This is a genomic window from Candidatus Desulfofervidus auxilii (genome assembly GCF_001577525.1).
Lineage (GTDB): Bacteria > Desulfobacterota > Desulfofervidia > Desulfofervidales > Desulfofervidaceae > Desulfofervidus > Desulfofervidus auxilii.
Window position 1 is genome coordinate 1,149,945 of sequence record NZ_CP013015.1, and the last position, 19,616, is coordinate 1,169,560.

The following is a 19,616-nucleotide window of genomic DNA, read 5'->3' on the forward strand; positions in this document are numbered from 1 at the left end:
AAAAATGAAGGTTTTAGTCATTGGTAGTGGGGGTAGAGAGCATACCTTGGTATGGAAAATTAAACAGTCTACTTTAGTAAAAGAGGTCTTTTGTGCACCTGGAAATGGAGGTATCTCTAAATTGGCTACTTGTGTTCCTATTAAGGTAAATGATCTTAAAAGTTTGGCTGATTTTGTAGAAAAAGAAGGCATTGATTTGACAGTTGTAGGGCCAGAAGAACCTTTAGTATTAGGTATTGTGAATGAGTTTGAAAAACGCGGTCTTAGAATCTTTGGTCCCAACCAGAAAGCAGCTCAAATTGAAGGTAGTAAGGTCTTTGCCAAAGAACTTATGCAAAAATACAACATCCCTACGGCTGAATTTGCGGTTTTCTCAGACCCAAAACTAGCTAAAGACTATGTCCAAGAAAAAGGCGCACCTATTGTAATCAAAGCCGATGGATTGGCTGCAGGTAAGGGGGTAATCCCAGCACGCACTATAGAGCAAGCATTAGAAGCTATTGATTTAATCATGGTAAAAAAGGTTTTTGGTCAGGCAGGAGAAAAGATAGTCATAGAAGAGTTTTTAGATGGTGAAGAGGCCTCTTTTTTGGTGTTTAGTGATGGGGAAAATGTATTAGCCCTCCCTTCTTCTCAGGACCACAAACCCATATATGATGATGACAAAGGGCCTAATACTGGTGGCATGGGGGCTTATTCACCAGCTCCTATTGTTACCAGAGGGGTAGAAAAGCATATTATGCAAGATATTATATACCCTGCCATTAAAGGCTTAGCTAAGGAAGGTTCTCCTTACAAAGGCGTGCTTTATGCCGGTTTAATGATTAAAAATGGACAGCCAAAGCTATTAGAGTTTAATTGTCGTTTTGGAGACCCTGAGGCCCAGCCTTTATTGATGCGTTTAAAAACGGACTTAGTAGAAATATTAAATGCGGTAGTGGATGGTAATTTAAAAAACCAGACCTTGAAGATAGACCCACGTCCGTCTGTTTGTGTAGTGATGGCTTCAGGTGGATATCCAGGAAGTTATGAAAAAGGAAAGGTTATTTCTGGCTTGGATGTAGCAGAAAATATGGAAAATGTGATGGTCTTTCATGCTGGCACCAGTCTTAAAGATGGCAATTTTTATACGGCTGGGGGAAGGGTGCTAGGGGTTACTGCTTTAGGGAAGACATTACCAGATGCTATATCTACTGCCTATGAGGCCGTAAAATCAATTTCATGGGAAGGTGCTTATTATAGAAAAGATATCGGATTTAAGGCCTTAAGGCATTTAGGAAGATTTGTAGGAATAGTAATAGGCAGCACTTCTGATAAAAAAATAATGTTAGAAGCTAAAAACACTTTAGCTGAATTATTTATTCCTTGTGAGATGACTTTAGCCTCTGCCCACCGCAGTCCTGAACGGGTAATAAACTATGCCAAAACAGCCAAAGAAAAAGGAATAAAGGTAATTATTGCTGGGGCAGGTTATGCAGCCCATCTGGCAGGGGTGATAGCCGCTCATACTACTTTACCAGTAATTGCTGTGCCCTTGGCCACTTCTCCTTTAAATGGAATGGATGCCCTGTTTTCCTCAGTGCAAATGCCCTCAGGGGTGCCTGTGGCTGTAGTTGGGATCAACGGAGCAAAAAATGCTGCCCTTCTAGCAGCTCAAATTTTGGCCTTAAACGATAAATCATTAGCAAAAGCCTTAGAAAATATGAAAAAGCAGATGGCTTTAAAAATAGAAAAAATAGAACTATAAAAATTGAATGTATATAGGTGGCTTTCAGAAAATAAGTTTATTAGACTATCCCCAAAAAATATGCAGTATTATCTTTACCGTAGGCTGTAATTTCCGCTGCGTCTATTGTTACAACCGGCTATTAGTATTACCAGAATTTTATCCTAAGAGTCTATCTTTTTTTGAAATAAAAGATTATCTTAAAAAAAGAAAGGGATTAATAGATGCGGTAGTCTTTACCGGAGGTGAACCTACTATTCAACCTGATTTAATTGAAAGAATGCTAGAACTGAAGCAATTGGGTTTTTTAATAAAGTTAGATACCAACGGAGCAAGGCCTGAAATAGTGGAAAAATGTATCAAAGAAGAGGCAGTGGATTACATTGCCATGGATGTAAAGGCACCTTTAGAAAAATACAAATTTATTACCCAAGTGAATGTAGATACAAATAAGATACTTCAATCTATAAAAATCATAAAATCATTTCCTGCTTACGAATTTCGCACCACTGTCTTTCCTGGACTGAGTATAGAAGATTATGAGGCCCTATTTCCTTTAATAAAGGAGGCAAAACGCTATTTTTTGCAGGAATGCCGTTTGCAAAATACCCTTCAGGACTGTTCTTCTCTTGTTCCTTTTTCTTCTAAAGAGATTAATTTTTTAAAGGAAAAGGCCTCTAAATTTGTGGATTATTGTGGGGTAAGAGGATAATGCTCAAACAAGTAATAAAGAGGGATGGAAGAACGGAAGTTTTTAAACCAGAAAAGATTGTGAATGCCATTTTAAAGGCCTTAAAGGCCATAAGTAAACCTGATTATTCTCTAGCAAAAAGGCTGAAAGACCAGGTGGTTACTATTTTAGAAAAACAGTTTAATGAAATGCACCCACCCACGGTAGAAGATATTCAAGACATTGTAGAATATGTTTTAGTAGATAACCGTCTTTATGAGGTAGCTAAAGCCTATATTCTTTATCGGCAACAGCACAAAGAATTAAGAGATTTTAAACGGCTATTAGACCCTACAAATTTGATCGAAACTTATATTGCTCAAACCGATTGGTTGGTAAGAGAGAACTCCAATATGACTTTTTCTCTTCAGGGTCTAAACAGCTATATCATCCGAAAGATAGTTTCTGAGTATTGGTTAATAAAAATTTTTCCAAAAGAAATAGCTGATGCCCATCGGTCAGGTGATATTCATATCCATGATTTGGATTTTTTGGGAGCATATTGTTGTGGTTGGGATTTAAGAGATTTGTTATTGATAGGATTTGGTGGAGTAGCAGGGAAAGTAGAGTCAAAACCAGCTAGGCATTTCCGCACTGCTTTAGGCCAAGTAACAAATTTCTTTTTTACCTTACAAGGTGAAACTGCTGGAGCCCAGGCATTCTCTAACTTTGACACTTACCTCTCCCCTTTTATTCGTTATGATGGGCTTAATTACAAACAGGTCAAACAGGCACTCCAAGAATTTTTATTCAATATGAATATTCCCACCAGGACAGGATTTCAAACTCCTTTTACTAATATTACGCTTGATTTGAAAGTTCCAGAGTTTATGCGAGATGAGGCAGTGATTGTCGGGGGTGAACTAAAAGATGCTACTTATGGCCAGTTCCAAAAAGAAATGGATATGTTTAATCAGGCATTTGCCGAGATGATGATAGAAGGAGATGCCAAAGGAAGGCCTTTTACCTTTCCTATTCCCACTTATAACCTGGTTAAAGAATTTGATTGGGAAAATGAAAACTATTTCCCCATCTGGGAAATGACCAGGCGCTATGGCATCCCCTATTTTGCCAACTTTGTTAGCTCAGATATGAAGCCAGAAGACACACGGAGCATGTGTTGCCGTTTACGTCTGGATTTGAGTGTGTTAAAAAAGAGGGGAGGGAGCCTCTTTGCCTCAAATCCCTTAACCGGCTCCATTGGGGTAGTTACCATCAACATGGCCCGGATTGGATATCTTGCAAAGGATGAAAAGGATTTTTTAAAGCGATTAGAAAGACTTATGGAAGTTTCAAAATTTGCTTTGGAAATAAAGAGAAAAGTAATAGAGAGACTTACAGATTCGGGTCTATATCCTTACTCCAAATACTATTTAAAAAACATTAAGGCTAGGTTTGGCCAATACTGGAAAAATCATTTCTCAACTATTGGTCTTTTGGGTATGAATGAGGCCTTGCTTAATTTTTCTCCCCTGCGTTGTTCTATTGCAGAAAAAAAGGGGAGGGTATTTGCCCTCAAAATCCTTGATTTTATGCGAGAAAAACTCCTTGAGTTTCAGAAAGAGACAGGCAATAATTATAATTTAGAAGCTACACCAGCTGAGAGCAGTTCTCATCGCCTAGCTTTGTTGGACAAAGAAAAGTTTCCTGATATTATTACTCAGGGAAAAGGTAAAGGGGTATATTATACTAATTCCACTCAATTACCGGTAGATTATACAGAAGATGTCTTTGAGGCACTGGATTTACAAGATGAACTTCAATCAAAATATACTGGAGGCACAGTCTTACATATTTTTTTAGGAGAATCTCTACCTGACCCTTTGGCCATAAGGAGTTTAGTTAGAAAAGTAGTAGAAAATTACAAATTACCTTATTTTACTATCACACCTACATTTTCTATCTGCCCTAATTGTGGGTATTTACCTGGAAAGGTAGAAAACTGCCCCCGATGTGGCAATCGTTGTGAGGTATTTTCAAGAAGTGTTGGTTACTTAAGACCTGTAAGCCAATGGAACGAAGGCAAACAAGCAGAATTCAAAACGCGTAAAACTTATGTGGTATCTTCAAGGAAATAAATTCCTGCTTTCTTTGTTCTTTCAAGTAACTTCTTCTCCCCTAATTTATTAATTTCCCAATATCCCATTAAACTTAAAATATTTCCTTTCTTTATATTCCTCTTGTTTTCCCTTGTTCCAATTGCTGATGGGCCGATAATAGCCTACTACCCGTGAATAAACTTCGCATTCCTTTCCACATTGGGGACAATGCCAGTTTTCACCTGCCAGATAGCCATGGGTTGGACACACACTAAAGGTAGGGGTAATCGAAAGATAAGGAATGCGATAGCGGGAAAGGATGCGTTTTACTAAGAGTTTGCAAGCCTCTGCATTTGGTAATTTCTCGCCTAAAAATAAATGAAAAACAGTCCCACCGGTATATTTTGTTTGAAGTGCTTCTTGTAGTTCTAAGGCCAGTATAGGGTCATTAGTATAATTTACGGGTAATTGCGTAGAATTGGTATAATATGGGGCTTCTTCTGTGCCTGCGGTAATGATGCCAGGCAATTCTTTTTTATCAATCTTTGCCAATCGGTAACTAGTGCCTTCGGCAGGAGTGGCTTCTAGATTATATAGATTTCCAGTTTCTTCTTGAAATTCTATAATCTTTTTTCTCATAAAATCAAGCACTGCCAAGGCCAGTTTACGTCCTTGAGCACTGGCAATATCCTCACCTAGGAGATTAAGACAGGCCTCATTCATTCCTATTAAACCAATGGTGGAGAAGTGGTTTTTAAAAGAGGGCAGGTAACGGGCGGTGTAAGGATAAAGCCCATTTTTTAAATTGTTTTCTAGCATCTTTCGCTTAATTTCTAAGGAATTTTGGGCCAAAAGCATGTATCTATCAATCATTTTAAAAAATTGCTCTATGTTTCCTTGGCTTAAATAGGCTAAACGGGGTAAGTTTAAAGTCACCACCCCAATTGAACCAGTAGCATCTCCTGAACCAAATAAACCTCCGGTCTTATGGCGTAATTCTTTCAGATTCATACTCAGACGGCAGCACATACTCCTCACATCTTCTGGATTTAAGTCAGAATTGATAAAATTTTGGAAATAAGGTGTGCCATATTTGGCGGTCATTTGAAAGAGTAAATGGGTGTTTTCACTTTCCCAAGCAAAATCTTCTGTCACATTATAGGTAGGGATAGGAAAAGAAAAAATACGACCTTGATAATCTCCTTCTAACATCACTTCAATAAAGGCCTTATTAATCATGTCTACTTCTTTTTGATAATCTGCATAGGTTTCATCTTGCAGCTTTCCTGCCCAAACCACCGCCTCCTTTTTAAAATGCTCAGGGATAGTAAAATCTAAAGTAATATTGGTAAAGGGGCTCTGCCCTCCCCAACGCGAAGTGGTATTTACCGAAAAGATAAATTGCTGAATTCCTTGCCTTACTTCTTTATAGGATAGTTTGTCCTTTCTCACATAAGGGGCAAGTAAGGTATCAAAGTTATTAAAGGCCATGGCCCCAGCCCACTCATTTTGGAGGGTGCCTAAAAAATTGACCATTTGTCCCAGAGCAGTATCAAAGTGCTTTGGTGGACCGGCGGCTATTTTATTTTTTGGCCCATTAAAACCCTCTAACAGCAGTTGTTTTAAAGACCAACCTGCACAATAACCACAAGTGCCCATACCTAAATCATGAATATGAAAAAAACCGTGAATATGGGCTTCTTTGATGCCATTGGTATAAACATCACTTAACACATAGTTGGCAATTACCGCACTGGCCGTATGGAGCATAAGACCAGAATGAGAATAATCAATATTGGCATTTTCTTTGATTCTCCAGTCCATTTGGGAAAGATATTCGCTAATAGTTTTTTCAATGTTTAAAAGCAATGCCCTGGCTGTTCTAATCTGGGTGCGTTTGTTACGATACAGAATATAGGCCTTGGCGGTTTTAGCATGTCCATTCTCAATCAAAATCTTTTCTACTACATCCTGGACTTGTTCTACCGTGGGTTTGACTTCACCTGTTTTTATTAAATAGTCATAAACCTGAATGGCTAAACGCCAGGCCATCACTTGGTCACTACCTCCTACGGCCTGAGCTGCCTTAAAAATGGCTCGCTGGATACGACTGACATCAAAAGGCACCTCTCTGCCATCTCTTTTTATGATAGTTTTTATTTCATCTTGCATAGCTACTCTCCTATATATTGTATAGACAGTTTTTTATAATACAAAATATTGCGTCTGTCAAGAAAAAAATTTTTACCTTATCATCTCTGAAGATCACACGGGCCTTGGGGGAACGTATGGAAGCTTGGAAGGTCAAGAAAAAATTTTTACCTTGTCATCTCCCAGTGGATGGATTATCATAGGCACACATGCGGGCTTTGTATTATCCTTATTTGATTCTTGATGGGAAGACAGCTAATAATTTAGTTAGCTGGTTTGGCGAGTTATTTCTCCTTACGCCTGTTGCCTTAAGATCACATCTTCATATTCCGCAAGTAAAATTTATAGACCCTTTACCAGAAACATGGAGACAACGGTTTGGGGGTATATTAACTGAATACCGCCTTTTTAGTCAAATGTATACAGATAGGAGTTTTTTGGAATATTTAAAACACGCACACCCTTTTTTAGAAGACGAAGAAAGTCCTTCTGTTTTAAGACAATTTTTAAAGGGGAAAGAGAAAAAAGGAGAAGAACTGCCTAAACAAGTAATTGCCACCCTTTTTCTTTACCTGGCCAATGAATATCAGGAGCAAATACTGGATGTTTATAAAAGACTCCAAGAAGTGAAAAAACAGGAGGAAATGCTCAAATCTATATTAGAACCTTCTTCAGAACTAAATATAGGTGAGATCACTAGTCTAACAATTGATTACCGACATCCAGAAGAGGATTTAAGAAATTGGATGGATAAGGTCTTTAAGGCCTGGGCATTTTTAATTCCTGCTGAGGAAGAGTTTCCCATATTTATTACAGATGACGAATTAGCACATCAACATCTAAAACACGCTCTAAAAGACACATCTCACTTTATCTATAACATTTATTTGCCTGCTAATGGAGATGAAGCCTTATGGGGGGATTTAATAGAAATTCCTTTTACCTCTGATTTTGAATCATGGGCTGAAAAACTTTTTTCTTTTTATAAAAAACCAACTGAAGACACCCATCCTCTGGAAATTATATTTCTACCTTGTTTGAGTCCTAAAGATGTGTTCTTATGGATAACAGAAAAAAAAGAAATAATTAAAAGAAAGAAGAACGGATTGTTTATCTTATGGCAAGATAAGGAGTAAAAAATGCCTTTTCGGGTAGAAGTAGGATTTAAAAAGGGAATAAAAGATGCCTATGGAGAGAAAATTAGCCAGAAAATTCGCCATTTTTTAGGTATTAAGATAAAACAAGTAAGAACGGTTTTTGTCTACACTATTGATGCCAATTTGACAAAAGAAGAAGTAGAAATTATAGCCAGTGGTCCATTTTCAGACCCTATAATTCAAGAATATGCCATTGATCGTCCCTTAATTACAGAGTTTGATTGGTCTATTGAGGTGGGTTTTAAACCTGGGGTGACTGACAATGTAGGAAAAACTGCCAAAGAAGCCATTGAATGGCGTTTAGGCCGAAGTTTAGGGCCAGAAGAAAGAGTTTATACCTCTACCCTTTATCTGCTCAACGGAAGCACTTCCCGAAGTGAAGTAGAACGGATAGCTACTGATTTGTTGGCTAATCCGTTAATCCAACGTTACCATATCATTTCTCATGGAGAATGGAATGGCAAGGTCTTTATCTATGTACCCAAGGTTCGGCTGCTTAAAAAGCCGGAAGTAAAACGATACAATTTAAGTCTCATCTCAGATGAAGAGCTTTTAAGATTAAGTCAGGAGCGTCTTTTGGCCCTTGATTTAAAGGAAATGAATGCCATAAAGAATTATTTTAATGACCAAATGGTTATAGCTGAAAGAAAAAAGGTAGGCATGGATGAACAGATTACCGATGTAGAACTAGAAGCTATTGCCCAAACCTGGTCTGAACACTGTAAACATAAAATTTTTAATGGCCTTATTCATTATACTGACGAAACTGGGAAAACCACCCTCATAGAAAGTCTTTTTGATACCTATGTTCGGAGAGCCACTGAAGAAATCAGGAAGGCTAAAGGAAAAGATGACTTTTGTTTGTCTGTATTTAAAGACAATGCAGGTGTGATTAAGTTTAATGAGCACTGGAATCTGGTATTTAAAGTAGAGACCCACAATTCACCTTCTGCCTTAGATCCTTATGGTGGTGCGTTAACCGGAATCGTAGGGGTAAATCGTGACCCTTTTGGCACCGGAAAGGGGGCCAAGTTAATCTTTAATACAGATGTCTTCTGTTTTGCCTCGCCTTTTTATGATAAACCACTTCCCCCACGTCTTTTGCATCCCCGCCGTGTTTTTGAAGGAGTGCGGGAAGGAATAGAGCATGGTGGCAATAAAAGTGGTATTCCCACTATAAATGGCTGTATTGTTTTTGATGAGCGCTATCTGGGCAAACCCTTAGTGTATTGTGGAACTGGTGGCATCATGCCAGCTGAGATAAATGGACAACCCAGTCATATTAAACAGGCCAAACCAGGTGATTTTATTGTCATGACAGGAGGAAGAATTGGAAAAGATGGCATTCATGGGGCTACTTTTTCTTCAGAAGAACTTCATGAAGCCTCACCGGTGAGTGCTGTTCAAATTGGTGACCCCATTACCCAGAAAAAGATGTTTGATTTTCTCCTTATAGCTAGAGATAAGGGTTGGTATAACTCTATTACTGATAATGGTGCAGGAGGATTGTCTTCTTCTGTAGGGGAAATGGCTAGAGAATCCGGTGGGGCAGAGTTGCATTTAGAAAAAGCACCTTTAAAATACCAAGGTTTAGACCCCTGGGAAATTTTGGTTTCTGAATCTCAAGAAAGGATGACCTTAGCTGTCCCCCCGGAAAATATTTCAGCCTTTTTAGAGCTGGCTAAAAAGATGGATGTAGAAGCTACTGTCTTGGGAAAATTCACTGATTCAGGAAAATTTCATGTCCTATACAAAAATGAGACGGTTCTTTATTTAGATATGGATTTTTTGCATAATGGAGTGCCCCAAAAAGAGATGGTAGCCAGATGGACACCTCCTGTGCACCCAGAACCTGATTTTCCCTGTCCTGAGAACTTGACAGAGACTTTAAATAAAATTTTAGGACGGCTTAATATCTGTAGTAAAGAAGGAGTAGTGAGGCAGTATGACCATGAAGTGCAGGGGGGAAGTGTAATAAAACCCCTAGTAGGAAAATGGGATAATGGCCCCAGTGATGCTGCTATTATTAGACCCTTATTGGATAGTTATGAGGGGGTAGTGGTAGCTAATGGGATTTGTCCTCGCTATAGTGATATAGATACCTATCATATGACTGCCTGTGCCTTGGATGAGGCTATTAGGAATGCCATTTGTGTTGGGGGGAGCTTAAAACACATGGCTGTCCTAGATAATTTTTGTTGGTGTGACCCCATTATTTCTGAAAAAACACCAGATGGAGATTATAAACTGGCCCAATTGGTTCGGGCCAATCAAGCACTTTATGATTACACCACTGTTTATGGAGTGCCTTGTATCTCTGGGAAAGATAGCATGAAAAACGATTATCATATTGGTAATATCAAGATCTCTATTCCCCCTACCATTTTATTTTCTATTATTGGCCGGATAGATGATGTTCGGAAGGCAGTGAGTATGGATGTTAAACATCCAGGGGATTTGGTTTATATTTTAGGTATGACTTATGACGAATTAGGAGGCAGTGAATATTTTGCTCAATATGATTATGTAGGAAATAAAGTTCCTAAAGTAAGGGCAAAGGAGGCAAAAAAACTCTATGATGCGTTAAACCAAGCCATAAGAGATGGCTTGATAGCCAGTTGTCATGATTGTTCTGATGGTGGATTGGGGGTGGCCTTGGCAGAAACAGCCTTTGCCGGAGGATGGGGAATGGAGATAGATTTAGGTGCAGTTCCATATAAAGGAGAAAAAAGGGATGATTATATCCTTTTTTCTGAATCTCAAAGTAGATTGGTAGTAACGGTGCGGAGAGAAAATAAAACCTCTTTTGAAAAATACTTGGCTGATTGTCCCTTTGCCTGTATAGGCAGTGTAAGAAGTGATATTAAATTTATAATAAAAGGCCTTAATAAAAATATAATTCACACTGACATTTACACCTTAAAAGAAAGCTGGCAAAGGACATTAAGGGAAATTTTTTAAATCCATGCTTTCTGAAAAAATCATTAAAAACCTAGAGAAAATTGTGGGAAAACCATATATTTCTCAAAAAAAAGAAGACCTCCTTTGTTATAGCTATGATGCCACGCAATTAATGTATTTACCAGAGGCAGTAATTTTTCCCAATTCTGCCCAGAAGATAGCTGAAATTTTAAAATTGGCCAATCAATATAGATTTCCAGTAGTTCCGCGGGGAGCAGGTTCAGGAATGTCAGGAGGGGCAGTGCCTATAAGAAATGGTGTAGTCTTAGCTATGAACCGTCTGAATCGCATTTTAGAAATTGATGAAAAAAATATGTGGGTGTGGGTAGAACCTGGTGTAGTTACCGGGGACTTACAGAAGACAGTAGCAGAAAAGGGATTGTTTTATCCTCCTGACCCGGCCAGCCTTTCTTTTTGCACCATTGGGGGTAATGTAGCTGAATGTGCAGGGGGTCCTAGGGCAGTTAAGTATGGAGTAACTAAGGATTATGTGTTGGCCCTAGAGGTAGTTTTACCTACAGGTGAAATCATTCATACCGGACATAAGACTATTAAAGGGGTTACAGGTTATGATTTAACTTCCTTATTTATTGGTTCAGAAGGAACTTTAGGTGTTTTTACGAAGATTTTATTGCGTCTTCTTCCGCTCCCACCTACCAAAGCTACTATTTTATTAAATTTACCCCGGTTAAACCTTCTTTCTTCTTTGTTAGAACAGTTTTTACACTTAGCCGAGCGTCCTGCTGCTATGGAATTTGTAGACGATTTATGTAGAGCATGTATTGAGCATCAAATTCAGTTTGCCTTACCTCCAGGAGAAGGGCTTCTTCTATTAGAAACAGATGGAAGCCCAGAAATAGTAGAGTTGATGTTAGAAAAGATAACAAAGATTGCCAAACAAACAGGGGCAGAAGTGGTGACTATAGAAAGAGGTGAAAAGGCTGACCAACTTTGGGAAATCCGCCGCAGTATCTCTCCGGCTGTATTTCAATTGGGTTCAGAAAAGAGCAGTCATGATATTGTAGTCCCATGTGCTCAAATTCTTCCCATGATAGAAAAAATCAAACAAATAAGAAACAAATGGAAATTACCAGTATTGTGCTTTGGCCACATTGGTGATGGAAATTTACATGTAAATATCATGTATAATTCTGGAGATATTTCTAAGGCCGAGGCGGTTACTGAAGAAGTCATTAGGGTAACTTTAGCTCTAGGTGGAACTATTACTGGAGAGCACGGTATTGGTCTCACCAAGGCGCGGTTTCTTCCTTGGGAGATAGAACCAAATACCCTTAAAGTAATGCAAAAAATAAAATGCACTTTAGACCCAAATAACATTCTCAATTCTGGCAAGATTTTTCTGGAGGAAAAGACGTGAATGAAAAAGAGATTGCCATCTATTTTCATCGGGATTTTGATGGTATGATTTCTGCTGCCTTAATTGCTGATTATGTGAGAAACAAGTGGTCAGAAGCACAGTTAAGACTTTTTCCTGTGGGTTATAGCCGGAAAATAAATTGGAAAGAAATGCCTCTTAGGGGAGATGTGAGTTTTGTATTAGATTATATTTTTCATCCTCAGGCTACTTATTGGTTTGACCACCATCAAACGGGCTTAAATAATTATGATGGGAGCTTGGACCCCCATAGGCATTTTTTTAATCCAGAAAAAACCTCCTGCGCCTTGCTTATTTGGGAAGTGCTTTATGACAAATTTGGCTATCGCAATTTAGAATTTCAAAGACTGGTAAAATGGGCAGATAAAATAGACAGTGCCCAATTTTCTTTAGAAGAATTGATAAATTGTAAAGAAAGGCCCCTTAAAATCCATCTTTCTCTAGGGATAGAAGCTGATAATGCCTATTTAATAGAACTTACCCGTCTATTTATACAATATAAAGACCAACTTCTTTCTTCACAAATACCTTTGCCATTGATTGTTCGCTGGCGATTTGAAAAAATTCAACAAATGCGCCCCAAAATAACAGAAGAATTTAAAAAAAGGGCCATTTTTGACCCCCAGAGAAAACTGGTTTTTTTCACTATGTCTCAAGATTTTTTAAGCTGCCGTTGGGCACCTTATTATTTTTATCCTGAGTGTCTTTATGTAGTAGGAATTCTTTCTATGCGCAATGGTCATTATATGATTATGGTAAATGCCAATCCCTGGCAAAAAGCCAAAAATTCTATCAATATAGGAAAACTTTGTGCCTCTTATGGAGGCGGAGGCCACCCTCCTGTGGGTGCTATTACAGTAACCACTGCCTCCCAGGCTCAAAGGATCGCTGAAGAAATTATTAGTTTTTTAAAGACTAAGCTTTCTTCCGATAAGGATTGATGGTCAAAACAGGACAAGGGGCTCCCTTTACTACTCTTTCGGCCACACTCCCAAAAATGACCTTATCTAGGCCTTTACGTCCATGGGTCCCCATTAATATTAAATCAAATCCTTCTTTTTGGGCAAAATTAATAATCTCTTCTGCGGCATCTCCGGTTAAAATATGGGTTTTAACTGGATAGTCTTCAAAATATTCATCTACAAAGTCGTTCATCTTCTTTTCAGCACCCTTTACAATTTCCTCTTCAAACTTGTGGATAGAAGTGTGGGGCACATAAAAACCACCAAAATAAGCCAGGCTTCGCACTACATAAATCAAATGGATTTCCGCTTCCAGTTTTTGCCCCAAATCCTTGGCATAGGAAACTAATACAGGACTAGCAGGAGAAAAATCAACAGGGACTAAAATCTTTTTAATTTCGCTCATAAAAACCTCCTTATTTAACATTGATTTTTATTTTATCAGTAAATTAAAAAAAATGTCAAGGAAATAACTGTTTTTTTCTTGCCTTTTAACTTTTTTTGAAGTAAAACAAAATGGAAAAACTTAAGAAGGAAAAGTTTAAGGAGGATTTTAGAAAATGGCTGGGAAGGATTTTGTGCTTTGGTTTAAAGAAATTTCTATTAAGGATGTGCCTTTAGTAGGAGGCAAAAATGCCTCTTTAGGAGAGATGTTTCAGAAACTGACATCCCAAGGTGTTAATGTCCCTGATGGCTTTGCCATTACTGCCTTTGCTTATCGGTATTTTATTGAAAAGGCAGGATTATTACAAAAAATAAAGGATACCTTAAAGGGTTTAGATACCCATAATATGGAAGACTTAAAACGCCGTGGAGCAGAAGTCCGCTCTCTTATTCGGAATGCCCCATTGCCTCCTGAGCTTTCTGAGATAATTGTTGTGGATTATAGGAAGCTATGTGAAAAATATGGTATAGAAAAATTAGATGTAGCGGTTCGTTCTTCTGCCACAGCAGAAGATTTACCTGATGCCTCTTTTGCTGGCCAACAAGAGACCTATTTGAATATCCGTGGAGAAGAAAGATTATTGGAGGCATGTAAGGATTGTTTTGCCAGTCTTTTTACCAACAGGGCGATTTCTTACCGTGAAGATAAAGGCTTTGGACATTTTGATGTCTACCTCTCTATTGCTGTGCAAAAAATGGTGCGAAGTGACGCTGCCAGTGCAGGAGTGATGTTTACCTTAGATACTGAAAGCGGCTTTAAAGATGTGGTATTTATCAATGCCTCTTATGGTTTAGGAGAAAATGTGGTGCAGGGGGCGGTAAATCCTGATGAATACTATGTATTTAAACCTACTCTTAAAATGGGTAAACGTCCTATCATAGGAAAAGGTATGGGGTCTAAGCACCAAAAACTGGTTTATACCGAAGATGGCCAGTCAGTAAAAAATATTCCTACCACAGAGGAAGAAAGAAGGAGTTATGTATTAAATGATGATGAAATTTTGTTGTTAGCTGATTGGGCATGTAAAATAGAGGAGCATTATGGCAAACCTATGGATATTGAATGGGCCAAAGATGGTGATGGAGAAAAAATAGGCACTGGACAGTTTTTTATTGTGCAAGCTAGGCCAGAGACTGTGCAATCTCAAAGGGATTATTCTTCAATGGAAACCTATGTATTGAAAGAAAAATATTATGAATTAGAGGCTCAAGGCAAAGTCTTGTGCAAAGGTCTAGCCGTAGGTAATAAAATCGGTCAAGGTAGGGCTTATAATATTATTTCTTCAGAACAAATTAATGAATTTAAGCCAGGAGGTGTGTTAGTTACCGATATGACCGACCCAGATTGGGAGCCCATTATGAAAGTAGCGGCTGCCATTGTGACCAATCGGGGTGGAAGGACTTGTCATGCAGCCATTGTTTCTAGAGAATTGGGCATCCCCTGTGTCATTGGTACAGGCAATGCTACTGAGCTGATTAAAGAAGGGTATGAAGTAACAGTAGATTGCAGTGAAGGTGAAATTGGCTATGTTTATAATGGCATTATTCCTTATGAAATTGAACATTTAGACCTAAAGACTTTACCCAAAACAAAGACAAAAATTATGATGAATGTGGGTATCCCAGAAAAGGCATTTTTCCAAGGACAAATTCCCTGTGATGGTGTAGGTTTAGCTAGAGAAGAGTTCATTATCAATTCTCATATTGGAATTCATCCTTTAGCCCTTATTCATTATGAAGAGTTAAAAGCAAAGGCCAAAACTGATGCTAACATTGCTCAAATTGTAAAACAAATAGATGAAAAGACCAAAGGCTATCCTGACAAAATTACCTATTTTGTAGAAAGACTGGCCCGAGGCATAGGGAGAATAGCTGCCGCTTTTTATCCCAATGATGTCATTGTGCGGCTCTCAGACTTTAAGACCAATGAATATGCTAATTTAATTGGTGGTACTTTGTATGAACCCCAAGAACACAATCCCATGATTGGATGGCGTGGGGCCTCTAGATATTATGATGAAAAGTTCAAACCTGCCTTTGGATTAGAATGTAAGGCGATATTAAAGGCCAGAGAAGAAATGGGATTGACAAATATTAAGGTGATGATTCCATTTTGCCGCACTCCAGAGGAGGGAAAGAAGGTTATTGAAATCATGAAAGAATTTGGTCTGGTGCAGGGAGAAAATGGATTAGAAGTTTATGTAATGTGTGAAATACCCAGTAATGTAGTATTGGCAGATGCCTTTGCTGATATATTTGACGGATTTTCTATTGGTTCTAATGATTTAACCCAGCTTACTTTGGGTCTGGATAGAGATTCTGAATTAGTCTCCCACATTTATGATGAGCGAAATGAGGCCGTAGAGCGTTTGGTGGCTCAAGTGATTAAGGTGGCTAAAGAACGGAATAGAAAAATAGGTATTTGTGGACAGGCCCCTAGTGACTTTCCTGAATTTACAGAATTTCTAGTAAAGTGTGGAATAGACTCTATCAGTTTAAATCCTGATGTGGTGGTTAAAACAAGGCTATTAGTAGCCAAAATTGAAAAAGAATTGGGGGTTTTACCCTAAGGAGGCAATTTCCTAAGGTATAGAATAAGTTTTAAACAGTGGATGAGTTAGGCTAAATGGGTGGCGTTAGCTAATTATGTCTTTAAGTACCTTCGCTAAATCTACCATTCTATATGGTTTGGCAATAGCTCCACAAAAACCATACTTTTTATAATCAGCCATAATTGGATCTGTAGAATAACCACTTGAAACAATGCCCTTTACATCAGGGTCTATTTCAGATAACCTTTTTATTGCTTCTTCTCCACCCATACTTCCTGGAACAATTAAGTCTAAAATCACTGCATCAAAAGGTTTTTTTTCTAATAAAGCCTTTTTGTATAAATCAATTGCTTCATACCCGTCTTTAGCAAATTCTGTTTCATATCCAAGCTGATTTAACATTTCACCAAGGACTTCTAGAATCATTTCTTCATCATCCATAATAAGCACTCTGCCCTTTCCTTTAATTTTTTCTTCTATACCTTCTATTATCTTTGTTTTTTTAGAAGCAGGTAAATAGAGGTAAAAAATACTTCCTTTACCTACTTTTGATTTTGCAAATATATGTCCATGGTGTTTTTTTATAATTGAGTAGGCTGTGCTAAGCCCAAGACCACTTCCTCTTTTCTTGGTAGTAAAAAAGGGGTCAAATATCTTAGATAAGTATTTTTTAGGAATACCCACTCCCTGGTCTTTAATGGATATTTTTAGATATCTTCCTGCTTTAAGCGGCAAATTATCCTTTTTTGTTACTACTACATTCTCACAAATTACTTTAATTACTCCACCAGTGGGCATAGCTTGGTCTGCATTGATAATAATATTCTGAATCGCTTGAGCTATCTGGCTTTCATCTGCTTCAACCAGCCACAGGTCATCAGGAATAGAAAATTCACATCTTACATTTGAACCACTCAAAGCAAAACTCACCGCATCTCTTATCAATTCAGCCATAGAAATAACTTTTTTCACAGGTTCTCCTCCTTTAGCAAAGGTAAGGAGTTGCTGGCTCAAACCCTTGCCACGCAAGCATATATTTTCTACATTCTCCAACTTTTTAATAACCACTTCATCTTCGGGTCTTGAGTAAGTCTTGGCTAAAATAATATTACCTAAAATACCAGTTAAGACATTGTTAAAATCATGGGCAATACCACCTGCTAATACCCCAAGTGATTCAAGTTTCTCCATCTTCATTAACTCCTGTTCTCTTTTTCTCTTTTCTGTCACATCCCGAAAGACAATAATAACGCCTATAATCTTTCCTGTGTGGTCTTTAATAGGTGCTCCACTGTCTGCAATCACCCTTTCTGTTCCATCTCTGGCTATTACCACAGTATCATTGGCTAACCCTACTATACCTCCTGTGTTTATTACCCTTTCAAATGGATTTTCACACCTTTTGCGAGTATGTTCATTGATAATCACAAAGACTTTTTCTAATGGTTTTCCTATTGCCTTTTCCTGTTTCCAGCCTGTTAAATCTTCAGCAATTTTATTTAACATAATAACTTTTCCTTCAGCATCTGTAACAATTACTCCATCTCCAATAGAACGTAAAGTAACAGAAAGCCTTTCTTTTTCAGCAAAAACCATCTCTCCCTTCAGTTTGTCCTCAAGGGCAATGCTCCACATATTAGCTATGGTTTCAAAGAAGATAGTGTCTTCTTTAGGTATATCTCTTTTTGTGTAAGCACATAGATGAACCACTCCTAAAAGTGTTCTTTTTTCTCCAATAAGAGGATAGCTGATGATTGAATTTATACCCAATTCATTAAGTCTTTGGGCATGGGTATGTAATATTTTGTGTTTTTTGACATCTGGGGCAAAGATAGGTATTTTTGTGCGTGCCACTAAAGCAGCTACATATTTTTTATCATCAATAGATTGTGTAGATATCTTTTCTCTTACTTGTTTTTTAACTAATCCTGATACAGCAATAGGAATAAGTGTTTTTGATTTTTCATTATAAATTCTTACCGCACCAAAATCAAAGTTTAATATTTTTAACAAACTATTAAGGATTTTATGGCATAGCTTAGAAGCATCAGGAGCAAGAATAACCGCCTTAGCAACAGCAGAGAAGGCTTCGCGTTCTCTTTTAATTTTATCTTCTATCTTCTTTTTTTCTGTAATATCCCTTACCATTGTCTGCAAGGCAGGTTTCCCTTTATAAGTGATAGGGGAAAAGCTAACTTGTAAATATTTTATTTCCCCGGCCTTTATCCATTTATATTCCTGTATGCCAATTGGTCCATATTTCATTACTCTGTTTATGTTTTCTAAAGCCCGCTGTCTTTCTTCTGAAGATATAAATTCAATAACATTTTTTTTGAGAATATCTTTTTTGGAAAGGTTTAGTATTTTACACATTGCCTGATTTACAAATACAAACTGGCCATCCTGAATAATTACAAAACCATCAGAAGAATTTTCAACAAGGGTTCTATATTTTTCTTCAGATTCTGCTAAAGCACTAGTGCGTTCTTTAACTTTTCTTTCTAATTCCTCTTGTAAGCGTTTTTCCTGGAGAATGGTTTTTCCTTCTACTGTAATATATTTAACTTTACCCTCTTTTATAACAGGCTGGGTATTAAAAATTATAGAAATACTACCACCACTTATATCCCTTATACTTGTTTCCATTCTGCTTGAAACACCCTGTTTTGCCTTTTCAATGGCTTCAGTGACCTTTTTTTGTTCAGTTTTTGAATGAGAAAACCATTTTGTATCAGGAAAGTATTTCCCGTATACCTCTTCTAATTCAATTCCACCTGCTTTCAAAGGAGCTTTATTGCAAAAAATCAATTTTCCTTCTGCATCAAGCTTTCCAACAAAGGTATCCAGGGTATCTATCCACTCTTTTAATGCCTCTATTTCCTGTTTGAGCTTTTTTAATTCATCTTCCATTTTTAATCCCTCCCAAGCCTTCTCTTTAAAATTTCCAACATTCAGTTTTCTTCCTTTTGGGCAGGACAAATCTCTAACAAGCTTATCCTCCCAATTCTCATTTTGTAACTTAAGTAAACTATATAAAATTCTAACACAAGATTCGAAAGTCCGAAATGTTTCCATTACCTTTACCCAGGAGTTCGTCAAAGTAATTTTAACGGAGATCCAAATGTTAAGCGCACCTGTCTGCCGACAGGCAGGATGGCTCAATGCAGAATGCAAATTGAAAAATGCAAAATCGCCTTCTGTTAAATTGGAACGTTAGCACGTTAGAATTGGAAATTGGGAATTGGGAAATGGGAATTTCTGTTTTCTATTTTCTGTTTCCCGTTTCCCTTTCCTTCTTTATCCACGTTAGCACGTTAGAACGATGAGACGTGCTTAGTCCTTAGTCCCTAGTCCTTAGTCTTTAGTCAATTCTAGTTTTCTTTTTGATTGAGGCAATGAAGTTGTTTAATTTGACGCCTAGCTTATCAAGGTTTGGCATTACAAAGTTTGCAAGTTAAAAAGTTGCAAGTTAACACGTTGGAACTGGGAATTGGGAAC

The 19,616-nt window shown here is 37.8% G+C and carries 11 protein-coding genes; 8 read left to right on the plus strand and 3 right to left on the minus strand.

The window, feature by feature from the left end:
• Positions 1-4: 4 nt before the first annotated feature.
• The 3 genes from purD to HS1_RS05875 are packed head-to-tail and all read left to right on the plus strand — an operon-like array spanning position 5 to position 4,534.
• On the plus strand, positions 5-1,747 hold the full coding sequence (gene purD, locus HS1_RS05865; protein ID WP_066062247.1) for a phosphoribosylamine--glycine ligase: 1,743 nt from the start codon (positions 5-7) through the stop codon (positions 1,745-1,747).
• Positions 1,748-1,754: 7 nt separating this feature from the next.
• The gene (locus HS1_RS05870; protein ID WP_066062250.1) at positions 1,755-2,438 is read left to right on the plus strand and encodes an anaerobic ribonucleoside-triphosphate reductase activating protein; all 684 of its coding nucleotides are present in this window, start codon (positions 1,755-1,757) and stop codon (positions 2,436-2,438) included.
• The gene (locus HS1_RS05875; RefSeq protein ID WP_066062252.1) at positions 2,438-4,534 is read left to right on the plus strand and encodes a ribonucleoside triphosphate reductase; all 2,097 of its coding nucleotides are present in this window, start codon (positions 2,438-2,440) and stop codon (positions 4,532-4,534) included. The genes HS1_RS05870 and HS1_RS05875 overlap by 1 nt, the downstream gene beginning before the upstream one ends.
• A gap of 48 nt (positions 4,535-4,582) precedes the next feature.
• Here the strand turns inward: HS1_RS05875 and HS1_RS05880 are convergent, their stop codons facing one another.
• Positions 4,583-6,667, minus strand: coding sequence for a ribonucleoside triphosphate reductase (locus HS1_RS05880; protein WP_066062255.1), 2,085 nt, complete (start codon positions 6,665-6,667; stop codon positions 4,583-4,585).
• Between the two features lie 188 nt (positions 6,668-6,855).
• Here HS1_RS05880 and HS1_RS05885 point away from each other — a divergent pair, with 188 nt between their 5' ends.
• Genes HS1_RS05885 through HS1_RS05900 form a run of 4 tightly spaced genes read left to right on the plus strand, consistent with a single transcriptional unit; the run spans position 6,856 to position 13,101 of the window.
• The gene (locus HS1_RS05885; RefSeq protein WP_066062260.1) at positions 6,856-7,782 is read left to right on the plus strand and encodes a hypothetical protein; all 927 of its coding nucleotides are present in this window, start codon (positions 6,856-6,858) and stop codon (positions 7,780-7,782) included.
• A gap of 3 nt (positions 7,783-7,785) precedes the next feature.
• Positions 7,786-10,764 carry a phosphoribosylformylglycinamidine synthase subunit PurL gene (gene purL, locus HS1_RS05890; protein ID WP_066062263.1) on the plus strand — a complete coding sequence of 993 codons (2,979 nt, stop codon included), beginning with the start codon at positions 7,786-7,788 and terminating at the stop codon, positions 10,762-10,764.
• A 4-nt stretch (positions 10,765-10,768) separates the two neighbouring features.
• Positions 10,769-12,142, plus strand: a complete 1,374-nt coding sequence (locus HS1_RS05895) for an FAD-binding oxidoreductase (protein ID WP_066062267.1) — start codon at positions 10,769-10,771, stop codon at positions 12,140-12,142.
• The gene (locus HS1_RS05900) at positions 12,139-13,101 is read left to right on the plus strand and encodes a hypothetical protein (RefSeq protein WP_066062270.1); all 963 of its coding nucleotides are present in this window, start codon (positions 12,139-12,141) and stop codon (positions 13,099-13,101) included. Before HS1_RS05895 ends, HS1_RS05900 begins: the two co-directional genes overlap by 4 nt.
• On the opposite strand, the gene HS1_RS05905 is transcribed toward HS1_RS05900, so the two are convergent.
• Complete coding sequence (locus tag HS1_RS05905) at positions 13,076-13,528, minus strand: universal stress protein (protein ID WP_066062273.1); 453 nt, start codon at positions 13,526-13,528, stop codon at positions 13,076-13,078. The two genes, HS1_RS05900 and HS1_RS05905, sit on opposite strands and share 26 nt — an antisense overlap.
• A gap of 154 nt (positions 13,529-13,682) precedes the next feature.
• Between HS1_RS05905 and ppsA the strand changes: the two genes are divergently transcribed.
• On the plus strand, positions 13,683-16,136 hold the full coding sequence (ppsA, locus tag HS1_RS05910; protein WP_066062276.1) for a phosphoenolpyruvate synthase: 2,454 nt from the start codon (positions 13,683-13,685) through the stop codon (positions 16,134-16,136).
• Positions 16,137-16,202: 66 nt separating this feature from the next.
• On the opposite strand, the gene HS1_RS05915 is transcribed toward ppsA, so the two are convergent.
• Positions 16,203-19,028: a hybrid sensor histidine kinase/response regulator gene (locus tag HS1_RS05915; protein ID WP_172793658.1), complete on the minus strand. Its 2,826-nt coding sequence runs from the start codon at positions 19,026-19,028 to the stop codon at positions 16,203-16,205.
• Positions 19,029-19,616 lie beyond the last annotated feature (588 nt).

Excerpts from the sequence above, each read along its gene's own strand:
- purD (WP_066062247.1), top strand. The coding sequence starts at position 5 with ATGAAGGTTTTAGTCATTGGTAGTGGGGGTAGAGAGCATACCTTGGTA.
- HS1_RS05885 (WP_066062260.1), top strand. The coding sequence starts at position 6,856 with ATGCGGGCTTTGTATTATCCTTATTTGATTCTTGATGGGAAGACAGCT.
- ppsA (WP_066062276.1), top strand. The coding sequence starts at position 13,683 with ATGGCTGGGAAGGATTTTGTGCTTTGGTTTAAAGAAATTTCTATTAAG.
- purL (WP_066062263.1), top strand. The coding sequence starts at position 7,786 with ATGCCTTTTCGGGTAGAAGTAGGATTTAAAAAGGGAATAAAAGATGCC.
- HS1_RS05895 (WP_066062267.1), top strand. The coding sequence starts at position 10,769 with ATGCTTTCTGAAAAAATCATTAAAAACCTAGAGAAAATTGTGGGAAAA.
- HS1_RS05880 (WP_066062255.1), bottom strand. The coding sequence starts at position 6,667 with ATGCAAGATGAAATAAAAACTATCATAAAAAGAGATGGCAGAGAGGTG.
- HS1_RS05915 (WP_172793658.1), bottom strand. The coding sequence starts at position 19,028 with ATGGAAGATGAATTAAAAAAGCTCAAACAGGAAATAGAGGCATTAAAA.
- HS1_RS05870 (WP_066062250.1), top strand. The coding sequence starts at position 1,755 with ATGTATATAGGTGGCTTTCAGAAAATAAGTTTATTAGACTATCCCCAA.
- HS1_RS05905 (WP_066062273.1), bottom strand. The coding sequence starts at position 13,528 with ATGAGCGAAATTAAAAAGATTTTAGTCCCTGTTGATTTTTCTCCTGCT.
- HS1_RS05875 (WP_066062252.1), top strand. The coding sequence starts at position 2,438 with ATGCTCAAACAAGTAATAAAGAGGGATGGAAGAACGGAAGTTTTTAAA.